A 23654-nucleotide genomic window follows, 5' to 3' on the forward strand; every position below is an offset into this window, starting at 1 on the left:
TATCGCGGAATTTATTAATTTAATCTATATAAGAGTCCAGCAATATATTCGCCAAACCATTTAGCTGTATCTAAATCACCTTGTGGAGGAGTAATTTCAACAGGTGCATTATCTGACTGCGTCATTAAACCTAAACAACTCGATAATCGATTTAAATCTTTTTCACTATGCCCAGTCGTCATTAAAGGTAAACCTGACCAAAGCATGCCATGTTGCATCGCAAAAATATTTAATTGTTGTAATACCGCTAATTTATCGCCGCTTAGACCACCTGAGTTTGCAAAGCCAGCTGCAAGTTTGCCTTGCCACAAACGCTCTTTCCAACGTTTAGAAGTACTGTCCATAAACTTTTTAAAGTCGGCAGTCATACTTCCCATATAAGTAGGCGAACCAAAAATAATACCATGCGATGCATCAAGCGCATCCCAATCAATATGTTCAATATTCATTAAATGTACTTTTACACCCATCACCTCTGCCCCAGCAGCAATAGCGGAAGCTACCTTCGCGGTATGACCATATGGACTGTGGTAGACAATAGAGAGATGTTTTTCAGGCAAAGACATAAGATTAAAATTTTGAGCGATTTTTTCTATTTTATCATTTTATTAACACTTGCTAAACCTTCATCTATAAATATGAAATATAAGGTTTTCACTAGTACATACTATAGAAATATTTTCAAATTAAATAAAAAACTCTCCTATTTTTAATAAATATAAAATAAGAGAGTCATTTAAGGAAGTTATCAAAACTTACATAAAAACAAACGTAGCCATACGTCCTGTCTTCGCATCACGACGATAAGAAAAATACTCATCACCCTGTTGATAAGAACATTGATCTCCACCTAAGACTTGCTGTACACCTAGACTTTGCAAAATAAAACGAGCAATGGCATATAAGTCTGCATGAAATTTATTTGGAGCCACGCCCTCAACAAAAGCTGTTTCCAACTCTGGATATTTATCACAAAAAGCAGTTTTTACTTCGGCCCCAATTTCAAAACAAGGTTGACTGATTGCAGCTCCTAACCATGCCCAAGTTGGAGGATTTTGCATAGCCGTAACTGTATTTTCAATAATGCCACCTGCTAAACCACGCCAACCCGCATGCAAATTAGCAACTTCACTGCCTTCGGCATTTCCCAACACGACAGGTAAGCAATCAGCCGTCATCATCATTAAAGCATGGCCTTTTGTTTGGGTGACCAAACCATCGCCAATTAAAGCTTTAAAAGGAATTTGTTCATTTACAGTATGGCAAATCGTACTATGCGTTTGAGTCATCCATGTCATTTTTTTAACACCAAATTTCGCAAACTCATCTAACAATATCATTCGATGCTGTTGAACACGTTGTGCCTCATCTTTGACATGTAAAGCCAAATTAAAGCCAGATAATTCAAGTTGATCCGTTGGTAATGCCAAAGGATGTTGAACACGTGTCTGCCCTACAAATACGCCTTGAGGTAAACCTTGAACAAATTCCATATGCACGTCCTTAATATGCAGCGTTTTCTGAACGCAACACATTCACTAAATGTGTAAAATCTTCAGGCCACGGCGCTTCAAACAGCATTTCTTCACCAGTACGAGGGTGTTTTAAGCCCAATTTCGCTGCGTGCAATGCCTGACGTTTAAAACCACGTAAAGTTTCAATGAGCAACTCAGATGCACCAGCTGGCACTCGTACACGGTTCATATAAACCTGATCGCCAATCAAGCCATAACCAATGTAACTAAAATGCACACGGATCTGATGTGTTCGTCCTGTTTCAAGACGAGCTTGTACACGAGTAAAATCCTTAAAGCGTTCTTTTACATTGTAGTGAGTTACCGCATCTCGCCCACCCGGTAAAATTGCCATTTTCACACGGTCAACTGGGTGGCGTTTGATTTGTTCATCAATCGTACCGCCAGCAATAATATTTCCATAAACAACCAAATCATATACACGGTAAACCGTTTTATTTGCCAACTGTTTACTTAAAGAAAATTGAGCTTCTAGGCTTTTAGCGACAACCAGTAAACCGCTGGTATCTTTATCAATACGGTGTACTAAACCAGCGCGCGAAAGTTCTGCCAATTTTGGGAAATGGTAAAGCAAAGCATTCACTAAAGTTCCAGAACTATTGCCTGCTCCTGGATGTACCACCATGCCCACTGGCTTATTAATGACTAAAATATCATCGTCTTCATAGACAATATTAAGTGGAATATTTTCAGGTTGACTCGTCGTCTGGGCTTCGAGCTCTACTTCAAGCGTAAGTAGCTCTGTTCCTTCACAACGGTGCTTAGGCTTGACAATGTTACCATTCACCAACAGATGACCATCCTTCAACCATTGCTTGAGCTTTTCACGCGAAAACTCGCTCCACACCAAAGCTGCTACCTGATCGATACGTTGTCCCAGATAGGTTTCATCTAGCTGAACTTGCAACGATAAACGTGTTGCAGTTGTATCAGAAGTATGGTTATCTGCATCCTCAGAATCTTCAAGTAAATTGAAGTCGGTTTCAGAGAAGTTTGTGTTTGAAGATTGTGCTGAAGTCATTTGATCATTGAGATAAAAGTGGTTTAATAGCGCAATTGTAGCTCATTGCCCAACATAACAGAGGAGTTTTTATGTCGCTACCACGTTATAAAATTACGATGCTTGCCTTATCTTTAGGCGTAGCGTCTGCATTTGTGGGCTGTAGCAGCAATCCAAGTAAAAAAGAAGTGGTCAATACTGGCCCTCAATCTAGTGAACAAGCTTACTTCGAAAAGGCCCAAAAGTCGCTTGACCGTGGTCAATATCTTGATGCGACCAAGTCTTTAGAGGCAATCGATACTTATTATCCGACTGGACAATACGCTCAACAAGCACAACTTGAACTTCTATATTCGAAATTTAAACAAAAAGATTATGAAGGCACCATTGCCTTAGCAGAACGTTTTATTCGTTTAAATCCTCAACATCCAAATGTGGATTATGCTTATTATGTTCGTGCTGTTGCCAATATGGAGCAAAACTACGACAGTTTGATGCGTTATACCTCTTTGCAACAGTCACATCGTGATGTGAGTTATTTAAAAGTTGCGTATCAAAACTTTGTTGATTTAATTCGTCGTTTCCCAAGTAGCCAATATTCTGTCGATGCTGCTCAGCGTATGAAATTCATTGGGCAAGAACTTGCCGAAAATGAAATGACTGCTGCCCGCTTCAACGTTAAACGTAAAGCTTGGATCGCAGCTGCAGAACGTTCGCAATGGGTGATTGAACACTATCCACAAACACCTCAAATTCCAGAAGCTTTAGCCACTTTGGCATATAGCTATGACAAGTTAGGTGATAAAGCTACTTCGCAACAATATATTGAAGTTTTAAAACTTAATTATCCAAGCCTTGTGAAAAAAGACGGCACAGTTAACATGCGTGCTGCTCGTAAAGAAGGTAACTGGATCAACCGTGCAACTTTAGGTATTTTCGGTCGTGAATCGACTGCTGCAACGCCAGAGAGCACAACTGAAGCAGAAGCTCCAAAACGTGGTTTCCTCAACCGTGTTAGTTTTGGTTTAATTGGTAATTCAGATAAAGAAGAAACTGAAGCACCAGAACAAACACCTGTTGAAGCTCCTAAGTCTGAACGTAGTTGGACAAACCGTTTAAGCTTCGGTTTATTAGACAAACCTGAGTCACAAGCAGCAGAAAATACAACTGTTGCACCAGCTGTAACCTCTACTGAAGCTTCAACTGATGTTCAAGCAGATGAGGCAACACAAGGTGCGGATGACGCTGCTCAATAAGTTTAAGCTTTAAAAAACATCAACAAACAGGCAAGTGATATCACTTGCCTGTTTGTTTTTATAAAATATTAAAATATTTATTGGGCATATCTCGATTCATCATGTCAGAATATTCTGACTCACTGTCTCATCAAGTTTTAATACGGTTATCTGAATTATGGCAATTCCACAACATACGATTGATCAAATTCTAGATCGCACAGATATTGTCGATCTGATTGGTCAGCGTGTGAAATTGAAAAAAACCGGACGTACATATTCCGGCTGTTGCCCTTTTCATCAAGAAAAAACGCCATCATTCCATGTCTACCGTGACAAGCAGTATTATCACTGCTTTGGTTGTCAGGCTAACGGAAATGCAATCCGTTTTCTTATGGATATTGATAACCGAAACTTTATTGAGGTAATGAAAGAATTATCGAGTAGTACTGGAATTGAATTACCCAAAGATAATACTGAAAATAAAAAACTGTCTTATACCCGTCAGGTTACAAAGCCACCTGTTACTAAAACAAATACGGCTGAGCCTGTAACTTCACAGCAGCCATCAGATGAAAGCTACAACACACTTGAACCCGTATTTTTTGATGACCCTTTTGCTCAGTTCGAACAGCCGTTTAGCTTTGATGAACCAGTTCAAGAAGGTAATTTATATGACTTACTGGAAAATGTTGCTCAGTTCTATGAACAACAATTACCTCATAGCCAAAAGGCAAAAAATTACTTTAAACAGCGTGGACTAACCAATCAGACGATTCAATTTTGGCGCTTAGGCTATGCCCCAGAAGACTGGCAACACCTAGAGAAAGCCTTTCCCTATGACATTGACGGCTTAAAACAACTTGGGCTTATCCGCTCGAGCGATAATGGCCGTGATTTTGACCTATTACGTGACCGCGTTATTTTCCCAATTCGCGACCCTAAAGGTCGAGTCGTTGGTTTTGGTGGGCGTGCATTAAATGATGAAATCAAGCCCAAATATATTAACTCGCCAGATTCAGAAGTCTTTCATAAAAATCAGCTACTTTACGGACTTTATGAAGGAAGAAAGCTTAAATCCAGTGATTGGTTAATGGTTGAAGGTTATATGGATGTCATTGCGCTTCAGCAATATGGCATTACTGGAGCTGTAGCAACGTTAGGGACTGCAAGTAATACTGAACACCTTAATATTTTATTTAAACAAAATAGTCGTATTACGATTGCTTTTGATGGCGATGCAGCCGGTCAAAAAGCTGCACGTAGAACTTTAGAAATTGCTTTACCACTTCTTAATGATGGTCGTGAACTTAAATTTTTTGTTCTACCCAATGATCACGACCCCGACTCTCTCATCCGTCGAGAAGGACTCGAAAATTTCCAAAAACTATTACAACAAGCCCCTCTTCTGTCCGATTTCGTGTTTGCGCACTTAACAGGTCAACACGATATCAGTACGCCTGAAGGGAAAAGCTTAGTCATGGGAGAACTCAGAGAACTCACCGAGTTATTGCCAAAACAAGGTTCTTTCCGTTACTTACTTACTCAATCTTTCCGTGAAAAACTCGGACTTGGTAAACGTTTTACCCCACAAATCAGCCACGATGCCTCGCTCTCATTTAACATCCATACAAAAGATGAAGACTTTGCGATTGCAATTTTAATGCATCATCCTTTTCTTTATATTCATTTCGAAGGATTACTGGCTTATATACAGCAAGATGAATTATTGGCCAAAGTACTGGCAATCTTAAACCGTATTTTTGATGATTTACCGGATGATCAAGAGCTGGCAACTTATTATGTGCTTGGTGCTTGTAGTAGTTACTGTCATGAAATCGCCGATATTATGCAAAGAACCAATATTCAGGCATTAACACAGGCACCTGAGGTAGCTGACAAGTTAGCTAAGGAATATTCGCTAAGTCTGCAAGAAAGATATTTACGTCAAAAACTGAAATCACCGATTTCTTTAATTGAATCAAGAAATCTAAGACAACAGCTCAATGAGTTAACAAAACAAATTAGCTTAAAGCTGTTGTCTTAATGTTTTGGCTTACGCTCATGATCAAATACATCCTGTAAATGCTGTTGTAACCATTCAAAATAATCAGGATTTTCTGCTTTAGCAGCTTCACGTAACAAGATAGATGTGGGATGCATAAGTTTTTGCGTCAAACGGTGAGCAAATTGCTGTAACACCTGTTCGGCATTCTCACCATGATGCAAAGCTTCTAACGCATGTGTAAGCTCTTGTTGACTAATCTCTTCACTGTGCTGGCGGTAAGCATGAATTGTACTACCCGCCTCTTTAACCTTTTGATGCGTAATAAGCTGAGTAGCTAATTGATTAACCATGACCTCTGCTTCAACAGCCGCCTGACGACGTTGAGCAAGGTTCTCATCAATCACACTTTGTAAATCATCAACACCATATAAATAGACCCCATCAAGTGCTTCAACTTTAGGATCTATATCACGTGGTACCGCTAAATCAACCATTAACATTTGTTGGTAGCGACGTTTCTTCAATGCGGCCTTAACATCAGAATAAGCAATAACTTGATATAAACTACCAGTACAGCTCGACACGACATCAGCACGATATAAATTTTCTGCTAATGCTGAAAACTCAATAATTTCAACTTCAACCTGATGTGCAATCTCCTGAGCCAGCTGGTCAGCACGCTCACGGCTACGATTACAAATAATAATCTTCGCGACACCCATTTCAGCCAAATGTTTAGCCACCAAGCTATTCATTTCACCCGCAGCAACCACCATAACAGTAAGCTTTTCAGGCTTACTAAAAACCTGTAAGGCCAGTTGTGCAACTGCATAACCCATTGAAACAGCATGACTACCTACCGCTGTTTCGGAACGTACCCGTTTAGCTGCATAGAAAGCGTATTCAAAAACACTATTTAATTCAGGAGAGACCGTTTGCGCTTCTTTAGACAATGCCAAAGCGCTTTTGACCTGCCCTAAAATTTGTGGCTCACCAAGCATGAGAGAGTCTAGACCACTCGCCACTCGCATTAAATGTGTAATCGCCTGCGTATTCTCGTAACGATAAACATGATGAATTAACTGCTTTACATCAATATTATTGGCATCGGCTAACCATTTTAGAAGGCTTTCGGCGTTTTCTGCCATGGCATAAACTTCTGTACGGTTACAGGTCGAGACGACCACCAAATCCTTTAAGTTTTGGTGATGGCGTTGTTCGGCAAGCAAACGACTTAATCGCTCTGCATTGAAAGCAATTTGTTCGCGGAGTTCTACAGAAGCTGTTTGATGGTTGACACCCAATGCAAAGAAAGACATATCAGATCATCATTTCGCTAAATTTATGCTATTGTGCAACATCGGTGTCATAAAAAGCATTACTTTGGATCAATAAAAATTGCGTCAAATGAATAGCCGTATTAATTTTAACGGTGCTTCGATAAGACAGTATTCTACCACATTCTTGTTGTTAGGTAGCATGTCCTCGTATGTCTATGCACGTCCTGTGCAAGAGACCTATGCCGTTCATTCATTTGATCAGGCCCTAGAGCAAACAATGGTCGCTGAATTTGCTCTAGCTTATGACGATATTCCAAACGCTTTGCATAATTACACAGTGCTCGCAATTAAAAGCAACTCTACATCAATTAAGCAGAGAGCTTTAGACGTTGCACTTGAATATAATGATTTACAAGCTGCGTTAAATATTGCTACTCATTGGGTAGCTCAAGAGCCTAAAGATGTACCAGCTTTATTTTATTTGTCACATATTGCTTTAAAAACGCACGAATATCAGCTTGCTGCTGAGACATTAGATAAAATTTTAAAGATAGATCCCACTGCCGATTTAGAACAAATTTTAGCTAGCATTGCTCCAGAAAATGCGCAAGATCGAGAAGTACTATTAACAGCTTTACGTTCTAGCGCAGAAAAAGACAATCCTTCTATTTTGGCACTCATCGCCAATTTAGAAGCTCAAAATGGCCAATTACAAACTGCGCTAACCAACATTAACAAAGCATTACGTCGACGTCCTAAAGTAACGAGCTTTATTTTAATGAAAGCAAACTTACTTATTGCTCTCAGCGATCAAGAAGGTGCGCTTAAATGGTATGCAAAGTCGAGTCGTAAAAATAAGAAAAATTTAGATATTCGATTAGCTGAAATCCGCTATCTCATACAAATTAACCAATCTCAGCTTGCGTTAGAAAAACTTGAAAAGATTATAGAAACTAACCCTAAAGCTGAAGAAGCCTTATTTATTGCAGGCTTAACAAGTATTGATTTAAAGCAATATGACAAAGCAGAACAATATCTTGTTGACCTACGAAACTCGGCAAAATATCAAAATGAAGCGTATTACTACTTAGCTATTAATGCGGAGCGTAAACAGCATTATGAAACTGCAAAAGCATACTATCGTTTAGTTGATGGCAGTTTATATGTGGTATCTAGACGAAACTTGATCGCAATATATGATAAACAAGAAAATTTACACGATGCTTTACGGTTCCTTACTCAAGAACGAGTAAATTATCCTCAACATGCAAGTTTCTTATATCAAGCCCAAGCTGAAATCTTAAAGAAAATGGGCAATAAAAAAGCTGCACTAAATCTATTAGATGAAGCAATTAAAAACCTACCCGACGACCCAGAACTAATTTACGCGGAAGTTTTATTACTTGATCCATATACGGACCGTGACAAGCTGGACAAAACCTTAAAACAATTATTACAACTTGAGCCCAACAGCCCAACGTATCTAAATGCATATGCTTATACACTGGCACTGCAAAACCGTCGTTTAAAAGAAGCACGTCAGTATGCAGAGCAAGCATTAGAATATGCGCCTGAACAGGCTTCAATTCTTGATACGCTAGGTTATATTGCATTTTTACAGAATGATTATGAAGCTGCGGCGGAAGCCTTAGGCAAAGCGTATGAACTTAGCCATAATATAAATATTGGCGTTCGTTATGCTAAAGCTTTGTATATGCAAGGGTCACTCACTCAATTTAGCGCAGTGTTACAACAACTGAAACAAAAACATGCCAATGATCCACAATTACAACAGCTTGATGCGTTAATTTTACCTACATCTGCAAAAAAGAGTTAAATATATGAGCAAATTTGCCCAACTGTGCACAGCGATCTGTGGATCAAGTGTATTATTTCTAACCGGTTGTCAGCATTTTACTCAACCAAAACCTGCGGTTACCCAACAAGTTCAAGACGAAAAACACTTTAATTTGCAAGGTAAGATTGGGGTTAGTACACCACAGCAAACTGGTAGTGCTTTTTTTACTTGGCTTCAACAGCAAGATAATTTTGATATCGAATTAAGCGGTATTTTAGGCGTTGGAAAAACCCAAATTCAGGGTAAACCGGGCGAAGTAACTTTAAATAGTTCTAAAACAGGACTTATTAGCGCAGCCTCTCCAGAAGAACTTTTAGAGCGAGCAACGGGTTGGCAAGCCCCGATTACACACTTAACGAGCTGGATTTTAGCAAAACCAGCAACGCTAAATGCTCAAATTACGAAAGACGCTGCAAATCGAGTGAGTCAACTGATTGAAGATGGCTGGACAGTTAATTTCAGTTACGATGGTGAACAAACTTTGCCAAACAAACTGGTTTTAAAGCAAGCTCTTGCTGAAGATAAAGAAAACCGTATTACAATGGTCATCCAAAACCGCTAAGTCTAATTATATAAATCTATGATTCGAGTTCCTTCCCCTGCTAAGCTCAACCTGTTTTTACATATTACAGGCCGACGTGAGAATGGTTACCATGAGCTACAAACCATTTTCCAACTGATTGATTTATATGATTGGATGACATTTACACCGACTTTGGGCGAAGAAATCAAAATCGATGGGTTAAGTGAAGTTCGTGCTGAAGAAAACTTGATTTATCGGGCAGCTCAAATACTAAAACCACATGCGAAAAAATTTTGTGGCTTGCACATCAAAATTGAAAAAAATATTCCAATGGGTGCAGGTCTAGGTGGCGGTTCATCTAATGCCGCCACAACGCTTATTGTGTTAAATCAATTATGGGAATGTGGCCTAAAGCAAGAACAACTTGCGGACTACGGTGTAAAGCTCGGTGCTGATGTTCCAATTTTTATTTATGGTAAAAATGCATGGGCTGAAGGCATCGGTGAACATTTATCATTCATAGACTTAGATCAAAAACAGTTCATTATTTTAAAACCTGATTGTTTTATCAGCACTCAATTGCTTTTTTCACAAAAAACATTGACAAGAGACTCTAAGACCACTAAATTTTGCGCCTATCAGTTAGAACCTTCTAATTTTGGAAATAACTTTGAGCCACTGGCTCGGCAGTTATACCCTGAAGTAGAAGAAGCAATGCAATATTTAGATCAATTTGGTCAAGCAAAGCTTACAGGTACAGGTGCTTGTGTTTTTATTGAAGTAACGAATGAAATGAATATTGATGAAATTCTTAAGTATTCACCATGTAAATCTTACTTGGTAAATAGTTTAAATGAATCTCCTCTTAATCATTTTAAGGTTACACGTTAGGGGCGTCGCCAAGTGGTAAGGCACCGGGTTTTGATCTCGGCATCCGTTGGTTCGAATCCAGCCGCCCCTGCCAACCTCACCTGTAATGATGATTATATTAGGGGCGTCGCCAAGTGGTAAGGCACCGGGTTTTGATCTCGGCATCCGTTGGTTCGAATCCAGCCGCCCCTGCCATCATATATATCATCGAATTTAGGGGCGTCGCCAAGTGGTAAGGCACCGGGTTTTGATCTCGGCATCCGTTGGTTCGAATCCAGCCGCCCCTGCCATTCTCTTATTTTAAAGACAGACTTAATTGCTATGCTTTTTGTTGATTAATCTTGACATTGCATTGCAAAAATATTAAAGTTCTGCCGCATTAGGGGCGTCGCCAAGTGGTAAGGCACCGGGTTTTGATCTCGGCATCCGTTGGTTCGAATCCAGCCGCCCCTGCCATCTATTTCATTACATACCAACCGCCAAGGGTGCTTCATGCCCAATCTTGTCGTTTTTAGTGGAAATGCTCATCCACAGTTCGCTCAAAAAGTCGTAAGTCACTTACATATCCCTCTAGGTGCTGCATCAGTCGGTCACTTTTCTGATGGAGAAATTTCAGTAGAAATTACTGAAAATGTTCGTGGTAAAGACGTATTTATCGTTCAGCCTACTTGTGCCCCTACCAATGATAACCTTATGGAAATCTTGGTTATGGCAGATGCTTTGCGTCGTGCAAGTGCTGGTCGTATTACCGCTGTTATCCCTTATTTTGGTTATGCTCGCCAAGACCGTCGTCCACGTTCTGCACGTGTGCCGATTACAGCTAAAGTTGTCGCAGACATGCTTACCACTGTTGGTATTGACCGTGTCGTGATGATCGACTTACATGCTGACCAAATTCAAGGTTTCTTCGATATTCCAGTCGACAACATCTACGGTACTCCTGCTTTGCTTGCTGACTTACGTCAACAACAACATGACAACCTTATGGTGGTTTCTCCTGACGTTGGTGGTGTAGTACGTGCTCGTGCTGTTGCCAAACAGATGGGTGACATCGATTTAGCAATTATTGATAAACGTCGTCAAAAAGCCAACGAGTCGCAAGTTATGCACTTAATTGGTGACGTAAAAGATCGTGATTGCGTTATCGTAGACGATATGGTCGATACTGCTGGTACATTGTGTAAAGCAGCTGATGCGCTTAAGCAATTTGGTGCACGTCGTGTAGTTGCATACGCAACTCACCCTGTACTATCAGGTAAGGCTATTGAAAACTTACGTAATTCAGTTATTGATGAACTGGTTGTAACTGATACCATTCCTCTTTCTGAAGAAGCATTGACCTTAGGCAAGATCCGTCAGGTTTCTGTTGCTAGCATGGTTGCTGAAACGATTCGTCGTATTAATAACGAAGAGTCTATCAGTGCAATGTTCGATAGTTTATAATATTGCAGCTTTTTATAAACCCTAGCCTTGGCTGGGGTTTTCTATCACTAAACTGGTCGCAAGTTTAGTCTTTTAAACTTTAATGAGGATTTACTCATGGCAAACTTCGTATTAAACGCTCAAGCGCGTGCTGAAGACAAACAAGGGAAAGGTGCGAGCCGCCGCCTTCGTCGCGAAGCTTTAATTCCAGCTATCATTTATGGTGGCAACGCTGAGCCTGTAACTGTTACTTTAGAACTTCGTGAGCTTGTAAAAGCTTTAGAAAGCAATGCTTTCTTTGAAGAAGTTGTAGAAATCAAAGTGGGCGACAAAGTTGAAAACGTTAAAATCCAAGCGTTACAACGTCACCCATCTAAAAACACTCCTATGCACGCTGACTTCAAACGCGCATAAGTGTTTAAAGGCGTAGATTAGTGTCAAATATTTCGCTAATTGTTGGTTTGGGCAATCCTGGTTCAGAATATGCCCAAACCCGCCATAATGCAGGTTTTTGGTTCATTGAACAGCTTGCAGACAAATATGGCATTACATTAAAAAATGATCCGAAATTTCACGGAATCAGTGGACGTGGTAATATAGAAGGACACGATGTCCGTCTACTTCTACCCACTACATTTATGAACCGTTCTGGACAAAGTGTAGTTCCATTTGCAAAATTTTATCAAATTGCTCCCGAAGCAATTTTGATTGCTCATGATGAACTTGATATGAACCCAGGTGTAATTCGTCTTAAAACAGGCGGTGGACACGGTGGTCATAACGGTTTACGTGACATTGTCCCTCATATTGGTCCAAATTTTCACCGTTTACGTATTGGTATCGGACATCCTGGCTCGAAAGAGAAAGTTTCAGGTCACGTACTTGGAAAAGCACCAAGTAGTGAACAAAGTCTGATGGATGCAGCAATTGATCATGCCCTTTCTAAAGTGAAGCTACTTGTTCAAGGACAAGTTCCACAGGCCATGAATCAAATTAATGCATATAAACCCACTTAAATTGTTGAACAATCATGCTTGCTATCTTGCTTTTTTAGGAGCAAAATGCGCATCAGCCACTTTGCCAACCGCAAAAGCTAAAGATTTCACCATAAGATCTACATCTTAGGTCTACTCAGGAGACGCTAGCCATGCTATCTCGTTTATTAAAATGCAAAATTCACCGTGCAGTTGTAACCCATGCTGAACTTCACTATGAAGGTTCTTGTGCAATTGATGGCGTATTGATGGACTTAGCTGGTATTCGTGAATATGAAGAAATTCATGTTTGGAATGTAACCAATGGCAAACGCTTCACAACTTATGCGATTCGTGGTGAAGATAACTCTGGAATTATTTCAGTAAACGGCGGTGCTGCACATCAAGCAGACGTTGGCGATTTAGTAATTATTGCTACATTTGGTGATTTTACTGAAGCTGAAGCAAATATTCATAAACCACGTTTGGTATATGCTAATCCAAATAATACAGTCAACCACACAGCAAATTGCATTCCTGTTCAAGTTGCCTAATTTATTTTAAGAATAAAAAGCCCGCATTGACGGGCTTTTATTATTTTATAAATCCTTAATAGTTCCTTCCCACCAGTTCTTTTGTTTTTCACAATTTAATGGTTGAAGCTGCTCTCCTCGTAATTCGAACAATATCGCCTCTCCTTCAGGATTTACCTTAAATTCAGCATATTTGGCTTTTTCATAACATTGAGCCAAGCCTTCTGCAAACAAGAAACTGCGAGAGGCAGGATATAAAGCCTGCAAACGATTTTCAGGATTTTTTAAAATTAACCTCTGCCCAGCAAATGAATTATTGATATCTAAAATGGTACGAACTACGCGATTTTGTGAATCCAAAATAACTTTTGCGGGAACGGAAGAGCGATTAAAAATCACCTGTTCCAGAGCCTCACCTTCACTTCCTGCAAGAGCTTTAAGAGATTGTAAATGTAATTCATAAGCCAGTGCCATATAGTCACCTTGTAAAATTGAACGAGGATCAACTGGTTTAAGCTCAATAAAAATACTTTTACTATGGTGCAAATGCCATTCGTTTTTCGCCACTAAGCCTGCAAAAAATAATAGCGCAATAAAGGCAAGAATAAGAGAAAAATACTTTTTCATTCTTTCTCTCCTTTAACAAGATCATTTTTATTTTCACGTTGAAGTAACCAAGACAGAGCCAACAAAACAATACCCGAAATAAAAATAGATGCACTCTTAGCTAGAAAAGTTATTTGTAGGTTGTAATAGAGCTGCCAGAACACAAAAACGAATACTGTTAAGCTCACTCCATACACAATATAATCTTTCTTTTTTAATGCCCACGTTAAAATAATAAGCAGGATGAAAATTTCAAAATATCCCAACACAATAAGTAACACACCAAATATTAAAAAGGCGCAAAAAGTGAGTGTATTAAGTTGTCGATATAAATGAAGAACACTAAAGCAAAGTAACCAGATAGCAGGTAGCAAATATAAAACCCATACCTGCTGATCTATCGAATTTTCTGGTACCACCCCCATAAAAGTATCGAAAAAAGAAGCTACAAGAATTACGACCAGCACGCATAAAAAAATACTACGCTCATATAGAGCTATTGATTTCTTCTTAGGTAAGAGTACCAAACTAAAAACCAAGTAACTGAGCAAAGTTAAATTTAAATAAGTCTGAGTAGAATGTATCGACCACAATGAATGGTCCAGTTGTAACAAATAGATAAAAGCTATGCCATACGTAGCAAGCATTTGAATTAAAATGAAGAACCAATGTGGTTTAAGAAAACAACTGATACATAGAATAAAAATCTGTGCAATTAAAACCCATAGAATTTGATCTGTTTCTGAACCAAGATGAAATAAGAAAGCGGTCTGCCCACTGATAAACAAACAATAGGCAAATTGCCGAAAGAAATAGCTTTGTGATTTCTTTAAAAGAATAAACGCCAATCCAACAAAAACAACTCCAATAACTAAAGAAATAGCTTCCCAAAACACCAGCGTAAAAGCTGCAAGTGCCAAGCCAGCAAGCCAAGCACCAATTGCCAATGGAATGATATAAAAGCGGCTTTGACGAAAAAATTTTATTAAAAGATAGCTAATCAGCGCAAACCAAATAAAAATAATGCCTGCAATCAATAAAAATATGAACTCATTAGAGTCTTTAAATAGGTTATTAATCCCATCTACAAGCCATATGGTTGCGGTCACGCCCAGAACAGCAGCCATTAAACTGGCACATAACTGATCGTCTTTTTTGAAGAAATAATAAAAAGCGATTATTCCTGAAAAGAAGGCAGAAATTAGATAAGGAATATTCTCATTCGATAAATATTGAATCATTCCAATAATCGAAATAACGGCGAACCAAGCGATAAAGACAAACCTTAAAGCACGATATTTCTTTATACATACCCAAAACTCAATAAGGCTTAATAGATTTAGAGCGATTAAATATAAATAAGGAAACTTTTCAGACCAGAAAGTCTGTTTAAAAAATAAAAAAAGTGTAAGTTGGCTGGTAATACAAATTAAAGCAAAGATTCCAATATTCGGCCGATATAACCACGGCAATAAAAGCAATGTCCAAATTAAAAAAAGCAAATAACTGTCTGCACCAGTTTGATAAACCTGTCCAATTACAGCCAAGCTTAAACCTATCATCAAACCACAAACGCTATGTAAGGTCTGCCTAACCCCATCACTTAATGTATCTTTTATGCTGAACCAAGCTGTAACAACTAATATAACGGGCGGGATCGCGAGTTGAATACTGTTTGGAAGCATAAACCAGTTGGCAGCAATTAAATAAAGGATACTTACTGCCATAAATACATAACTGAAAATATGGAGATGCTGAATAAATGAGCTATTGGTTAGAGGATAATAGTCTCTTATCTGCATGAAACACCTATTTTATTTATAATTTTCTATAAAAAACATAGCATTCCATTTTCATATCAACAAGTAAGCTCTTGTTAAAAAGCCTATTTCGATTTATGAAAATGCTTATTCATAAAGAAACTTAGCATTCTATAAAAGCATCTAGCCAATTCTATCAAGCGCGCTATAATAAAACCCATCGCTTCAGGGCGGGGTGCAATTCCCCACCGGTGGTAAAGTTAATTTTTATAAATAGATTAACAAGCCCACGAGCTTAAATTGTGTAATTTGAGCAGATTTGGTGAAACTCCAAAGCCGACGGTATAGTCCGGATGAAAGAAGACGACGAACTGGGATAAATCCGTTTTATTTCAGTGCCAGCCTGTTTTTACATCAGTCCTGAAATGTTCAACCGTATTTTTACGAGAGCGTTTCATTATGTCTAGCTTAATTCAACCAGAACTTTTTTTCTCAGCCCTCTCTCCTGCTGAGCAACGCATTCAACAAGCATTAGAAGATATCCGTCAAGGCAAGCCTGTCTTGGTTATGGACGACTTTGATCGCGAAAATGAAGCAGATTTAATTGTTGCAGCCGAAACTTTAACGGTAGAAACAATGGCACGTATGATTCGTGATGGTTCAGGGATCGTATGTTTATGCCTTACAGAAGAGCTAGCAGATCATCTAGAACTCCCTCCAATGGTTTCTCAAAACTCAAGCCAGTTTCATACCGCTTTTACAGTGACCATTGAGGCAGCTCAAGGCGTTACCACTGGTGTTTCTGCTAAAGACCGTGTAACAACTATTCAAACTGCTATTAAAGATGGCGCTGTTGCAAGTGACTTAAATCGTCCGGGTCACGTTTTCCCATTACGTGCACGTAATGGTGGAGTCCTTACTCGTCGAGGTCATACCGAGGGAACAATTGATCTAGCAAGATTAGCCGGTTTAAAACCTGCTGGTGTGTTATGTGAATTAACCAATCCAGATGGCACGATGGCATCGGGCATTCAAGTTTTAGCATATGCTCAAACTCATCACTTAACGGTGATTACGATTGAAGAACTTGTTCAATACCGCCAGCAACACGGTATTTAAATAAAAAAGGTTTGGCTTTAGATCAAAGCCAAACCTTCAAATTAAAACTTACGTATATTTAAGAAACTTTCTTTTGTGTTGCCAGTTCTTCAACATAGTCCAAAAGCTCAGAAAATTGCTTAATCATTGCTTTTGGCTGTGCTTGAGCAAGTTCCTCTGCTATTCCATAACCATACGTCACCGCTACCGCCTCAATACCATTATGACGAGCACCCAAAATGTCATATTGACGATCACCGACCATTAAACACTCTTCTGGGTTTAATTGCTCATGCTCAAGAATATAATGGATAAGGTCAGCTTTATTAGTGCGCTCACCCGTTAACTCACTCCCATAGATATGTACAAAGTATTGGCTTAATTCAAAATGATCCAAGATACGTTTTGCATAAATCGTTGGTTTAGCAGTTGCAACAAATAAACGATATCCTTCTTTTTTTAAAGCGCTAAGCGTTTTTGCAACAGATGGATATACTTCATTTTCAAACAGGCCAACCACCGAAAAACGCTCGCGATAAGCAAGTAAAGCTTGTTCAGCTAAAGCATCATCTTGAGTAGCCAATAATTTTGCGAGTGATGGCTTTAATGGTGGGCCAATTGTCCAGTCAATATCTAAATCAGCAGCCAATGGATAGCCTAATTTCTCCATTGCATAGCGAATTGAAGTATGGATTCCAACTTTTGGGTCTGTTAAGGTTCCATCTAAATCAATCAAAATATGTTTTATAGCCATTCAATCATTAACCCAGTAAAGTATTTAATTCAATTGGTCGAGAGTTTAATCAAACTCTCTTATACTAACGTAAATTTAAATTGAAGAGGAAATAACCGTGCGTCCAACCGTACTTTGTTTCTCGGGTTTAGACCCTTCAGGTGGTGCAGGTTTACAAGCCGATATCGAAGCAATTGGACAAAGTGGTGCCCATGCAGCAATTGCATGTACTGCCCTCACCATTCAGAACTCACAACAAGTATTTGGCTTCGAAGCAACCTCAAAAGAACTCTTATTAGCACAAGCAAATGCAGTTGTAGGTGACTTACCCATTAAATGTGTTAAGTCAGGCATGCTTGGCACAACAGATAATATTGCTGCACTAGCTGAATTTTTACGTGCTCATCCTGACTATCAGTATGTACTTGATCCTGTTTTAGTCGCAAACAGTGGCGGCTCTTTAGGTGATCAAGCAACTCTCGTTAAAGCGTTTGTTGAACTTATTCCTCTAGCTACAATTATTACTCCAAATACCGTTGAATTACGTGCTCTAACAGGTATTACTGATTTAGATCAAGCCACTCAAAAGCTTTTTGAAATGGGTGCTAAAGCTGTTCTAGTGAAAGGTGGACATGAAGATACACCAAATCATATTAAAAATAGTTTATATATCGATGGTGAACTAGTAGCGAGTAGTAGCTGTCCTCGCCTTGAAGGTGAATATCACGGCTCAGGTTGTTCTTTAGCTAGCTTTATCGCTGGCCGTTTAGCTTTAGGTGATTCTTTAAAAATTGCAGTACAGCATGCTGAAACATGGTTATTCGGTGTTTTAAAAAATGCAGACACCCCTGTACCAAACGGACAAAAGATTCCAAAGCGTTTTTAAAAGCACAAAAAAGGCGCTTAAAGCGCCTTTTTTTATTAACCTCGATTATTGAGGAATACGTAAAACTTGCCCCGGGAAAATCTCATCAGGATCTTTTAACATTGGTTTATTTGCTTCAAAGATTTTTGGATATTGATTTGCATCACCGTAAACTTCTTTCGCAATTTTTGAAAGGTTATCACCAGATTTCACTGTATAAAATTTACTTTCTGGTTCAGGAGTTGCCACTGTCATCTGGTCATCTACTTGAGCCACATGATCAATGTTTCCAACAATAAGAATAATTTTCTCTTTATCTGCTTGGCTTTTTACCTGCCCTTTAATAATTGCAGTATCAGTAGTACCGTTATAGGTTACAGATAAGCCTTCTACCCCTAAGCCCAAACTTTTAATTAAACCTAATAATTTATTTGCAACTTCTTGTGCAGAAGGTTCTGCTGGTGTTGCTGGAGCTGGTTGTGGTTCTGCTGGTGCGGTATTTTTCTTACCAATACCTTTTACAAAATCAAAAAGACCCATCTTTTAGTCCTCATATTATTGTTTATAGTAAAGTCATTAAACTGACCTTTATTGTTATACTTCAAAAAAGTTATACCTCTGCTATCAATTGAGGTTGATCTTGTAAAAATATGTATCTCTTAAATTTTTTCTAAAATAAAAAAAGCCACCTTACGGTGGCCTTCTTTTTATTCAGCAATATGCGAATTAACCAAGTTTTTTAGTTACATAGTCAATTGCAGATTGAACTGTAGTGATTTCGTTAGAATCTTCATCAGGGATAGTGATGTCGAAGTCATTTTCGAAAGACATAACAAGTTCAACTAAATCTAAAGAGTCAGCACCTAAGTCATCCATAAAAGATGCTTCGTTTTTAATCTCTTCAGCTTTAAGACCAAGTTGTTCTGCAACCGCTTGTTTAACGCGTTGTTCGATATCGCTCACAGGAATTCTCCTCATTGCTTGTGGCGTTTAATTTGCCACTAGTTTAATTGAATATAAAAATTTTTAAAAGTTTATACATCGGCGTTAGGCCATGTATAAACCACCATTTACATGTAATACCGTACCGGTAATGTAACCTGCTTTATCACTTGCAAGGAAACTCACCGCATTTGCGATATCTTGTGGCTCACCTAAGCGATTTAAAGCCACTTGATCACTCATTTTTTTGCGAATGTCTTCACTAAGTGCATCTGTCATTTCTGTTGCAATAAAGCCTGGCGCCACACTGTTTACAGTAATTTGGCGGCTACCCATCTCTTTTGCAAGGCTACGGCTGAATGCTTCAATACCTGCTTTAGCAGCAGAATAGTTCGCTTGGCCTGGGTTTGCAAAATGAGCTACAACAGAACTGATATTAATAATTCGACCAAAACGCGCCTTCGTCATACCCTTAAGCACACGTTTAGATAAACGATAAACTGCTTTAAGGTGAATGTTGAGAATGTCATCCCAATCATCTTCAGACATACGAAGCAACAAATTGTCTTTCGTAATACCTGCATTGTTAACTAGAACAAGTACAGGACCATAGTTCTGTTCAATATGAGAAACGACTGCTTCAATCTCATCGAGATTACGCACGTCGAGCGCCAAACCTGCACCTTGTTCACCAAAGCTATCACTTAACTTTTGTGCACCAGATTCAGAAGTCGCAGTACCTACAACAAAATAACCGTCTTGAATAAGTTGCTGGGCAATGGCAGCGCCAATACCCCGACTCGCGCCCGTTACTAATGCAACTTTGCGTTCTTGTGTCATGCAATTTTTCCTTCTGCCACTAAAACAGCATTTAGGGCATCTTCCATTTTGCTCTTACTATCAATAGAAAAAGCTTTTTCAATATTTGGTAAACGCTTTGCGAGGTTACTCAATACTGTACCTGGACCACACTCAACAATGTATTGAATACCTTGGTCTTGTAGAGACTGCATGGTACGTGTCCATTGTACTGATTGGTACAATTGTGCAGTTAATGCCTGACGCAATTGAGCAACATCGTTAGCTATTCCCGCGTTGACATTTTGTATTACAGGAATGGTAGGTAGCTCAATGGCAGTTTGTTCCAAAGCTTCTGCAAATTTCTCAGCGGCAGGTTTCATCAACGAACAATGAGAAGGAACTGACACTGGTAAAGCAATTGCTTTAGCTGACTGCTCTTTTGCCAAAGCCATGACTTCTTGTACAGAAGCTGTACTTCCTGCAATCACAACTTGACCTTGTGAATTATAGTTTGCAGCTTCTACAGAACCTTCACCTGACGCACTCACGGTTTGACAAAGTTCAACCACTTTTTCATCAGCCAAACCAAGGATTGCAGCCATAGCCCCTTGACCCTGAGGTACAGCACTTTGCATGAGCTTGCCACGCAAGTTAACTAATTTAACTGCATCTGCCAAGCTCATAGAGCCTGCAGCTACCAATGCACTGTATTCACCTAGTGAATGTCCTGCAAGGTATTTAGGTGCCAGACCACCTAAATCAAGCCATACACGCCATAAAGCGATACTGGCAGTTAATAACACAGGTTGGGTATTTTCTGTTTGGTCGAGACCTTCGCCACTTTGCGCAATATGCCAAAGATCAAATCCAAGAGCATCTGAAGCTTCTGCAAAAGTTTGCCCGACCCCACTAAACTGTTCTGCTAGTTCAGCAAGCATACCGACTTTTTGTGAACCTTGACCAGGAAACACAAATGCAGTTTTTGTGGCTAAAGCTACTTGTTCAAGACGTTTAGCAGACATAAGAAATCCTTTTTTGGGTTTTCACTCATTTCTGGAGCGGAAATCTAACATGTTATTTATATATTTATAATTGCGAAAAACAACAAAAAAAGGGAGCTTTCGCTCCCATTTTTTCTATACTTAAGCATCACGCTTAATGCATATCATGCAATTATTCAGCATCAGCTGCTTTAGCGAATAATTGACGACCACGGTAGAAACCGTCTTTAGTCACGTGGTGACGACGATGAGTTTCACCAGTTGCTTGGTCTACTGTTAATGCATTCTCGGTTAAAGCGTCATGTGAACGGCGCATGTCACGGCGAGAGCGACTTTTACGGTTTTGCTGAACGGCCATGATGGCTCCTTACAAAGATCGAAAAAATGGATCAGAACAAATTCAGTTGTCTTATCTCACAATTATAACACAAATTATGAGTTAAGTTTACCCTTCAAACCTGCCAAAACATCAAACGGATTATCCCGTTTTTCTTCGACAACATTCTGAATGGTAGGTTGATGTTTATGTTCACAAGCATCATGCTTGGGAGATAAAGGCATCAACAATAACAGTTCATCTTCTAGTAATGCGAGTAAGTTAATCGAGGCAGGCGTATCATAATCGCCTTTCGTCGAAGACTCACTTTCACCTAAAACGATGAAATCAGCATCCTCATCCAAGCGCTCTATCAGTGACTCATCATCCACTAATGCAATATGGAAGTCTAAGACAAGAAGCATTTCAACAGGTTCCAAACAACGTTGGCACTCCATTGGAACTTTCGTGTCCATGTGACCGTCCATCCACACAATGCGATGATATGCATCCATTGATAGCTTACAGTCTATGTTGATCAATTGGTTATCAATTGATCCAACAGCTTCACGAGCGATACGAGCAAAGCGAGACAAGGGCAGTTGACCTGACCATGTAAAGCCTTGTTCAGCCCATTTAAACGGCTCAATCTGTGCCGGAAAGGTATTTGCTGACATAATTAAGGCGGCAATTCTACAAATTCATCGGTACTCTGTCAAAGATTAAGATACAATTTTGCACTTCTTTAGACAGAACTCGGGGTAAATTAAGCAATGCACCTGTTGCAGCCGCAACCTGAAGTTAACACTTCATTACTCGTTTGCACCCATTCAACTCATCAGAAAACCTTTGTACCTGACCTAGTGCAACTCTCACCATGGTCAAGCTCAAAATCGGAGTCTGAGCAAGTTGATTGGCTTATTTTACACTTTAATCACTGGTTTTCCCACCATAATGTGACATTAGTTCGTGGTGATTTTGAACCTGAATATTTTCCAGCGACAAATAAAGAACCAGCCAAGATCCAATTTGCTCACGGTTTCTTTAATAGTGCTTTGCATGAAATTAGTCACTGGTCTATTGCAGGTGAAAAAAGACGTCTATTACCAGATTTAGGTTATTGGTATGCACCTGATGGTCGCACCCAAGAACAGCAAAGTTTATTTGAACAAGTAGAAATTAAGCCACAAGCAATTGAATGGTTATTTGCGCAATCTTTTGGCCGAAAATTTAGAGTTTCACTCGATAACCTTACAGGTGATAGCGGTGATGGCAAACTATTTAAAGATAACGTTTATGCTCAAGTGCAACGTTACTTTTCGGGTGAAGCTAAGTTGCCACGTGATGCAGCAGCATTTATTGGTTTTATTTGCCAATGTACACGTTCGGGTACACCTTTACAATTAAATGAATTTAAACGTGAACTCCTTGATTAATTGACAAAAAAGCTACGTTAATTGCTTGCCTAGGCCATTTAAAAAGCCTAATAATTATTTTTAACACTGGCGTGATGGAGTCTCTAAAATATGATGCATTTACATGTACATCCTGAAAATCCACAGCAACGCCTCATTGCCCAAGCGGTTGAACGTATCCGAGCAGGAGATGTTGTGGTCTACCCTACCGATGCTGCCTATGCGATTGGGTGTCAAATCGGTAATAAAAATGCCATGGAACGTATTGCACAGATTCGTGGCTTAGGGCCTAAACATCAATATGCCATTATGTGCTGTGACTTATCTGATATTGCAACTTATGCAAAAGTTGATAATGCGACATATCGTTTATTGAAAGCGAATACACCAGCTATTACTACATTCATTTTACCTGCAACAAGTGAAGTTCCTCGTAGATTGATGCACCCTAAAAAGAAAACGATTGGTTTACGTATTCCAAGCAACCCGATTTGTCAGGCTTTATTACAAGAACTTGGTGAGCCGCTACTCACCAGTACATTAATTTTACCGGGTCAAGAAGACCCTCTAGATGACCCTTACGATATTGAAAATCAGTTAGATAAACGAATTGATGTATTTATTGACGGAGGTTTTGGTACCTTGACCAGTACAAGTATCGTTGATTTATCGGGCGAACATCCTGAAATTATCCGCCGTGGTGTTGGCGATGTAAGTGCTTTTGAATAAGCACTTACTTTTTTACCAATAGTTTAAAAAAAAGTATTATCACTCAAAAAAATACTCTTTATTTATTTTGGATTTTTTTTACACTTTAGTCGTTAAGTAATTTATTAAAAGACACAATTCATTTAGAATGATTTTCACTATCTGCTGTTC

Annotated in this window: 26 protein-coding genes, 4 tRNA genes and 1 riboswitch; of the genes, 17 read left to right on the forward strand and 13 right to left on the reverse strand. The window is 39.2% G+C overall.

Annotation, left to right across the window (positions count from 1 at the left end; translation table 11 throughout):
* Positions 1 to 14: 14 nt before the first annotated feature.
* From HMPREF0013_RS11795 to rluD, 3 genes are all read right to left on the reverse strand, one after another.
* Complete coding sequence (locus HMPREF0013_RS11795) at positions 15 to 566, reverse strand: flavodoxin family protein (protein WP_005075275.1); 552 nt, start codon at positions 564 to 566, stop codon at positions 15 to 17.
* Positions 567 to 755: 189 nt separating this feature from the next.
* Positions 756 to 1493, reverse strand: a complete 738-nt coding sequence (gene pgeF / locus HMPREF0013_RS11800) for a peptidoglycan editing factor PgeF (protein ID WP_005075273.1) — start codon at positions 1491 to 1493, stop codon at positions 756 to 758.
* 10 nt (positions 1494 to 1503) lie between these two features.
* A complete protein-coding gene (gene rluD, locus HMPREF0013_RS11805) occupies positions 1504 to 2556 on the reverse strand; it encodes a 23S rRNA pseudouridine(1911/1915/1917) synthase RluD (protein ID WP_005803197.1) in 1053 nt (350 codons plus the stop codon).
* Positions 2557 to 2627: 71 nt separating this feature from the next.
* Between rluD and HMPREF0013_RS11810 the strand changes: the two genes are divergently transcribed.
* Together HMPREF0013_RS11810 and HMPREF0013_RS11815 are read left to right on the forward strand one after the other, a co-directional pair.
* On the forward strand, positions 2628 to 3791 hold the full coding sequence (locus HMPREF0013_RS11810; protein WP_005803198.1) for an outer membrane protein assembly factor BamD: 1164 nt from the start codon (positions 2628 to 2630) through the stop codon (positions 3789 to 3791).
* 157 nt (positions 3792 to 3948) lie between these two features.
* Entirely contained in the window at positions 3949 to 5817 is a 1869-nt protein-coding gene (locus HMPREF0013_RS11815) for a DNA primase (RefSeq protein WP_005803201.1), read from the forward strand.
* On the opposite strand, the gene hemA is transcribed toward HMPREF0013_RS11815, so the two are convergent.
* Entirely contained in the window at positions 5814 to 7097 is a 1284-nt protein-coding gene (gene hemA, locus HMPREF0013_RS11820) for a glutamyl-tRNA reductase (protein ID WP_005803203.1), read from the reverse strand. The two genes, HMPREF0013_RS11815 and hemA, sit on opposite strands and share 4 nt — an antisense overlap.
* Positions 7098 to 7185: 88 nt before the next feature.
* Between hemA and HMPREF0013_RS11825 the strand changes: the two genes are divergently transcribed.
* The 11 genes from HMPREF0013_RS11825 to panD all read left to right on the forward strand — a co-directional run bounded on the left by HMPREF0013_RS11825 (position 7186) and on the right by panD (position 13259).
* Positions 7186 to 8895, forward strand: a complete 1710-nt coding sequence (locus tag HMPREF0013_RS11825) for a tetratricopeptide repeat protein (protein WP_005070953.1) — start codon at positions 7186 to 7188, stop codon at positions 8893 to 8895.
* A gap of 4 nt (positions 8896 to 8899) precedes the next feature.
* Positions 8900 to 9478, forward strand: coding sequence for a lipoprotein insertase outer membrane protein LolB (gene lolB / locus HMPREF0013_RS11830; protein WP_005803205.1), 579 nt, complete (start codon positions 8900 to 8902; stop codon positions 9476 to 9478).
* Positions 9479 to 9496: 18 nt separating this feature from the next.
* Positions 9497 to 10330, forward strand: coding sequence for a 4-(cytidine 5'-diphospho)-2-C-methyl-D-erythritol kinase (gene ispE / locus HMPREF0013_RS11835; RefSeq protein ID WP_005803207.1), 834 nt, complete (start codon positions 9497 to 9499; stop codon positions 10328 to 10330).
* Positions 10329 to 10403, forward strand: a tRNA-Gln gene (locus tag HMPREF0013_RS11840). Before ispE ends, HMPREF0013_RS11840 begins: the two co-directional genes overlap by 2 nt.
* Positions 10404 to 10429: 26 nt before the next feature.
* Positions 10430 to 10504, forward strand: a tRNA-Gln gene (locus HMPREF0013_RS11845).
* 20 nt (positions 10505 to 10524) lie between these two features.
* A tRNA-Gln gene (locus tag HMPREF0013_RS11850) sits at positions 10525 to 10599 on the forward strand.
* A 91-nt stretch (positions 10600 to 10690) separates the two neighbouring features.
* A tRNA-Gln gene (locus HMPREF0013_RS11855) sits at positions 10691 to 10765 on the forward strand.
* A 36-nt stretch (positions 10766 to 10801) separates the two neighbouring features.
* The gene (locus tag HMPREF0013_RS11860; RefSeq protein WP_002120445.1) at positions 10802 to 11752 is read left to right on the forward strand and encodes a ribose-phosphate pyrophosphokinase; all 951 of its coding nucleotides are present in this window, start codon (positions 10802 to 10804) and stop codon (positions 11750 to 11752) included.
* A gap of 96 nt (positions 11753 to 11848) precedes the next feature.
* The gene (rplY, locus tag HMPREF0013_RS11865; protein WP_002120443.1) at positions 11849 to 12145 is read left to right on the forward strand and encodes a 50S ribosomal protein L25; all 297 of its coding nucleotides are present in this window, start codon (positions 11849 to 11851) and stop codon (positions 12143 to 12145) included.
* A gap of 20 nt (positions 12146 to 12165) precedes the next feature.
* Positions 12166 to 12747 carry an aminoacyl-tRNA hydrolase gene (gene pth / locus HMPREF0013_RS11870; RefSeq protein ID WP_002120328.1) on the forward strand — a complete coding sequence of 194 codons (582 nt, stop codon included), beginning with the start codon at positions 12166 to 12168 and terminating at the stop codon, positions 12745 to 12747.
* Positions 12748 to 12878: 131 nt separating this feature from the next.
* On the forward strand, positions 12879 to 13259 hold the full coding sequence (gene panD, locus HMPREF0013_RS11875) for an aspartate 1-decarboxylase (RefSeq protein WP_002120296.1): 381 nt from the start codon (positions 12879 to 12881) through the stop codon (positions 13257 to 13259).
* 45 nt (positions 13260 to 13304) lie between these two features.
* Here the strand turns inward: panD and HMPREF0013_RS11880 are convergent, their stop codons facing one another.
* Entirely contained in the window at positions 13305 to 13865 is a 561-nt protein-coding gene (locus HMPREF0013_RS11880; protein WP_005803211.1) for a GDYXXLXY domain-containing protein, read from the reverse strand.
* A complete protein-coding gene (locus HMPREF0013_RS11885; protein ID WP_005803213.1) occupies positions 13862 to 15646 on the reverse strand; it encodes a DUF2157 domain-containing protein in 1785 nt (594 codons plus the stop codon). Before HMPREF0013_RS11885 ends, HMPREF0013_RS11880 begins: the two co-directional genes overlap by 4 nt.
* Before the next feature lie 176 nt (positions 15647 to 15822).
* A riboswitch (FMN riboswitch) is annotated at positions 15823 to 15973 on the forward strand.
* 90 nt (positions 15974 to 16063) lie between these two features.
* Between HMPREF0013_RS11885 and ribB the strand changes: the two genes are divergently transcribed.
* Positions 16064 to 16723, forward strand: a complete 660-nt coding sequence (gene ribB, locus HMPREF0013_RS11890; protein WP_005070969.1) for a 3,4-dihydroxy-2-butanone-4-phosphate synthase — start codon at positions 16064 to 16066, stop codon at positions 16721 to 16723.
* A 58-nt stretch (positions 16724 to 16781) separates the two neighbouring features.
* Here ribB and HMPREF0013_RS11895 read toward each other — a convergent pair whose 3' ends face one another.
* On the reverse strand, positions 16782 to 17456 hold the full coding sequence (locus tag HMPREF0013_RS11895; RefSeq protein ID WP_005803216.1) for an HAD-IA family hydrolase: 675 nt from the start codon (positions 17454 to 17456) through the stop codon (positions 16782 to 16784).
* A gap of 97 nt (positions 17457 to 17553) precedes the next feature.
* Between HMPREF0013_RS11895 and HMPREF0013_RS11900 the strand changes: the two genes are divergently transcribed.
* Positions 17554 to 18321 carry a hydroxymethylpyrimidine/phosphomethylpyrimidine kinase gene (locus tag HMPREF0013_RS11900; RefSeq protein WP_005803218.1) on the forward strand — a complete coding sequence of 256 codons (768 nt, stop codon included), beginning with the start codon at positions 17554 to 17556 and terminating at the stop codon, positions 18319 to 18321.
* A gap of 45 nt (positions 18322 to 18366) precedes the next feature.
* Here HMPREF0013_RS11900 and lysM read toward each other — a convergent pair whose 3' ends face one another.
* The 6 genes from lysM to HMPREF0013_RS11930 all read right to left on the reverse strand — a co-directional run bounded on the left by lysM (position 18367) and on the right by HMPREF0013_RS11930 (position 22037).
* Entirely contained in the window at positions 18367 to 18840 is a 474-nt protein-coding gene (gene lysM / locus HMPREF0013_RS11905) for a peptidoglycan-binding protein LysM (RefSeq protein ID WP_002120434.1), read from the reverse strand.
* A 186-nt stretch (positions 18841 to 19026) separates the two neighbouring features.
* A complete protein-coding gene (gene acpP, locus HMPREF0013_RS11910) occupies positions 19027 to 19263 on the reverse strand; it encodes an acyl carrier protein (protein WP_001279871.1) in 237 nt (78 codons plus the stop codon).
* Between the two features lie 84 nt (positions 19264 to 19347).
* Positions 19348 to 20082, reverse strand: coding sequence for a 3-oxoacyl-ACP reductase FabG (fabG, locus tag HMPREF0013_RS11915; RefSeq protein WP_002120395.1), 735 nt, complete (start codon positions 20080 to 20082; stop codon positions 19348 to 19350).
* On the reverse strand, positions 20079 to 21065 hold the full coding sequence (gene fabD / locus HMPREF0013_RS11920) for an ACP S-malonyltransferase (protein WP_005803223.1): 987 nt from the start codon (positions 21063 to 21065) through the stop codon (positions 20079 to 20081). Before fabD ends, fabG begins: the two co-directional genes overlap by 4 nt.
* Positions 21066 to 21216: 151 nt before the next feature.
* Complete coding sequence (rpmF, locus tag HMPREF0013_RS11925) at positions 21217 to 21402, reverse strand: 50S ribosomal protein L32 (RefSeq protein WP_000290730.1); 186 nt, start codon at positions 21400 to 21402, stop codon at positions 21217 to 21219.
* Between the two features lie 74 nt (positions 21403 to 21476).
* A complete protein-coding gene (locus HMPREF0013_RS11930) occupies positions 21477 to 22037 on the reverse strand; it encodes a YceD family protein (protein ID WP_005803225.1) in 561 nt (186 codons plus the stop codon).
* A gap of 96 nt (positions 22038 to 22133) precedes the next feature.
* Between HMPREF0013_RS11930 and HMPREF0013_RS11935 the strand changes: the two genes are divergently transcribed.
* A complete protein-coding gene (locus tag HMPREF0013_RS11935) occupies positions 22134 to 22796 on the forward strand; it encodes an elongation factor P hydroxylase (RefSeq protein WP_005803226.1) in 663 nt (220 codons plus the stop codon).
* Positions 22797 to 22886: 90 nt separating this feature from the next.
* Positions 22887 to 23504: an L-threonylcarbamoyladenylate synthase gene (locus tag HMPREF0013_RS11940; protein ID WP_002120255.1), complete on the forward strand. Its 618-nt coding sequence runs from the start codon at positions 22887 to 22889 to the stop codon at positions 23502 to 23504.
* Positions 23505 to 23654: the final 150 nt, after the last annotated feature.

Origin of the sequence: Acinetobacter sp. SH024, from assembly GCF_000163635.1 — a bacterium.
Lineage (GTDB): Bacteria > Pseudomonadota > Gammaproteobacteria > Pseudomonadales > Moraxellaceae > Acinetobacter > Acinetobacter pittii.

What these genes read in the sequence shown, in the direction of transcription:
- HMPREF0013_RS11895 (WP_005803216.1), bottom strand. Translation starts at nt 17,456, where the DNA reads ATGGCTATAAAACATATTTTGATTGATTTAGATGGAACCTTAACAGAC.
- lolB (WP_005803205.1), top strand. Translation starts at nt 8,900, where the DNA reads ATGAGCAAATTTGCCCAACTGTGCACAGCGATCTGTGGATCAAGTGTA.
- HMPREF0013_RS11880 (WP_005803211.1), bottom strand. Translation starts at nt 13,865, where the DNA reads ATGAAAAAGTATTTTTCTCTTATTCTTGCCTTTATTGCGCTATTATTT.
- pgeF (WP_005075273.1), bottom strand. Translation starts at nt 1,493, where the DNA reads ATGGAATTTGTTCAAGGTTTACCTCAAGGCGTATTTGTAGGGCAGACA.
- fabD (WP_005803223.1), bottom strand. Translation starts at nt 21,065, where the DNA reads ATGTCTGCTAAACGTCTTGAACAAGTAGCTTTAGCCACAAAAACTGCA.
- rplY (WP_002120443.1), top strand. Translation starts at nt 11,849, where the DNA reads ATGGCAAACTTCGTATTAAACGCTCAAGCGCGTGCTGAAGACAAACAA.
- lysM (WP_002120434.1), bottom strand. Translation starts at nt 18,840, where the DNA reads ATGGGTCTTTTTGATTTTGTAAAAGGTATTGGTAAGAAAAATACCGCA.
- HMPREF0013_RS11930 (WP_005803225.1), bottom strand. Translation starts at nt 22,037, where the DNA reads ATGTCAGCAAATACCTTTCCGGCACAGATTGAGCCGTTTAAATGGGCT.
- HMPREF0013_RS11885 (WP_005803213.1), bottom strand. Translation starts at nt 15,646, where the DNA reads ATGCAGATAAGAGACTATTATCCTCTAACCAATAGCTCATTTATTCAG.
- HMPREF0013_RS11810 (WP_005803198.1), top strand. Translation starts at nt 2,628, where the DNA reads ATGTCGCTACCACGTTATAAAATTACGATGCTTGCCTTATCTTTAGGC.
- fabG (WP_002120395.1), bottom strand. Translation starts at nt 20,082, where the DNA reads ATGACACAAGAACGCAAAGTTGCATTAGTAACGGGCGCGAGTCGGGGT.
- HMPREF0013_RS11860 (WP_002120445.1), top strand. Translation starts at nt 10,802, where the DNA reads ATGCCCAATCTTGTCGTTTTTAGTGGAAATGCTCATCCACAGTTCGCT.
- rpmF (WP_000290730.1), bottom strand. Translation starts at nt 21,402, where the DNA reads ATGGCCGTTCAGCAAAACCGTAAAAGTCGCTCTCGCCGTGACATGCGC.
- ispE (WP_005803207.1), top strand. Translation starts at nt 9,497, where the DNA reads ATGATTCGAGTTCCTTCCCCTGCTAAGCTCAACCTGTTTTTACATATT.
- HMPREF0013_RS11940 (WP_002120255.1), top strand. Translation starts at nt 22,887, where the DNA reads ATGATGCATTTACATGTACATCCTGAAAATCCACAGCAACGCCTCATT.
- HMPREF0013_RS11935 (WP_005803226.1), top strand. Translation starts at nt 22,134, where the DNA reads ATGCACCTGTTGCAGCCGCAACCTGAAGTTAACACTTCATTACTCGTT.
- HMPREF0013_RS11795 (WP_005075275.1), bottom strand. Translation starts at nt 566, where the DNA reads ATGTCTTTGCCTGAAAAACATCTCTCTATTGTCTACCACAGTCCATAT.
- ribB (WP_005070969.1), top strand. Translation starts at nt 16,064, where the DNA reads ATGTCTAGCTTAATTCAACCAGAACTTTTTTTCTCAGCCCTCTCTCCT.
- HMPREF0013_RS11825 (WP_005070953.1), top strand. Translation starts at nt 7,186, where the DNA reads ATGAATAGCCGTATTAATTTTAACGGTGCTTCGATAAGACAGTATTCT.
- rluD (WP_005803197.1), bottom strand. Translation starts at nt 2,556, where the DNA reads ATGACTTCAGCACAATCTTCAAACACAAACTTCTCTGAAACCGACTTC.
- panD (WP_002120296.1), top strand. Translation starts at nt 12,879, where the DNA reads ATGCTATCTCGTTTATTAAAATGCAAAATTCACCGTGCAGTTGTAACC.
- HMPREF0013_RS11815 (WP_005803201.1), top strand. Translation starts at nt 3,949, where the DNA reads ATGGCAATTCCACAACATACGATTGATCAAATTCTAGATCGCACAGAT.
- hemA (WP_005803203.1), bottom strand. Translation starts at nt 7,097, where the DNA reads ATGTCTTTCTTTGCATTGGGTGTCAACCATCAAACAGCTTCTGTAGAA.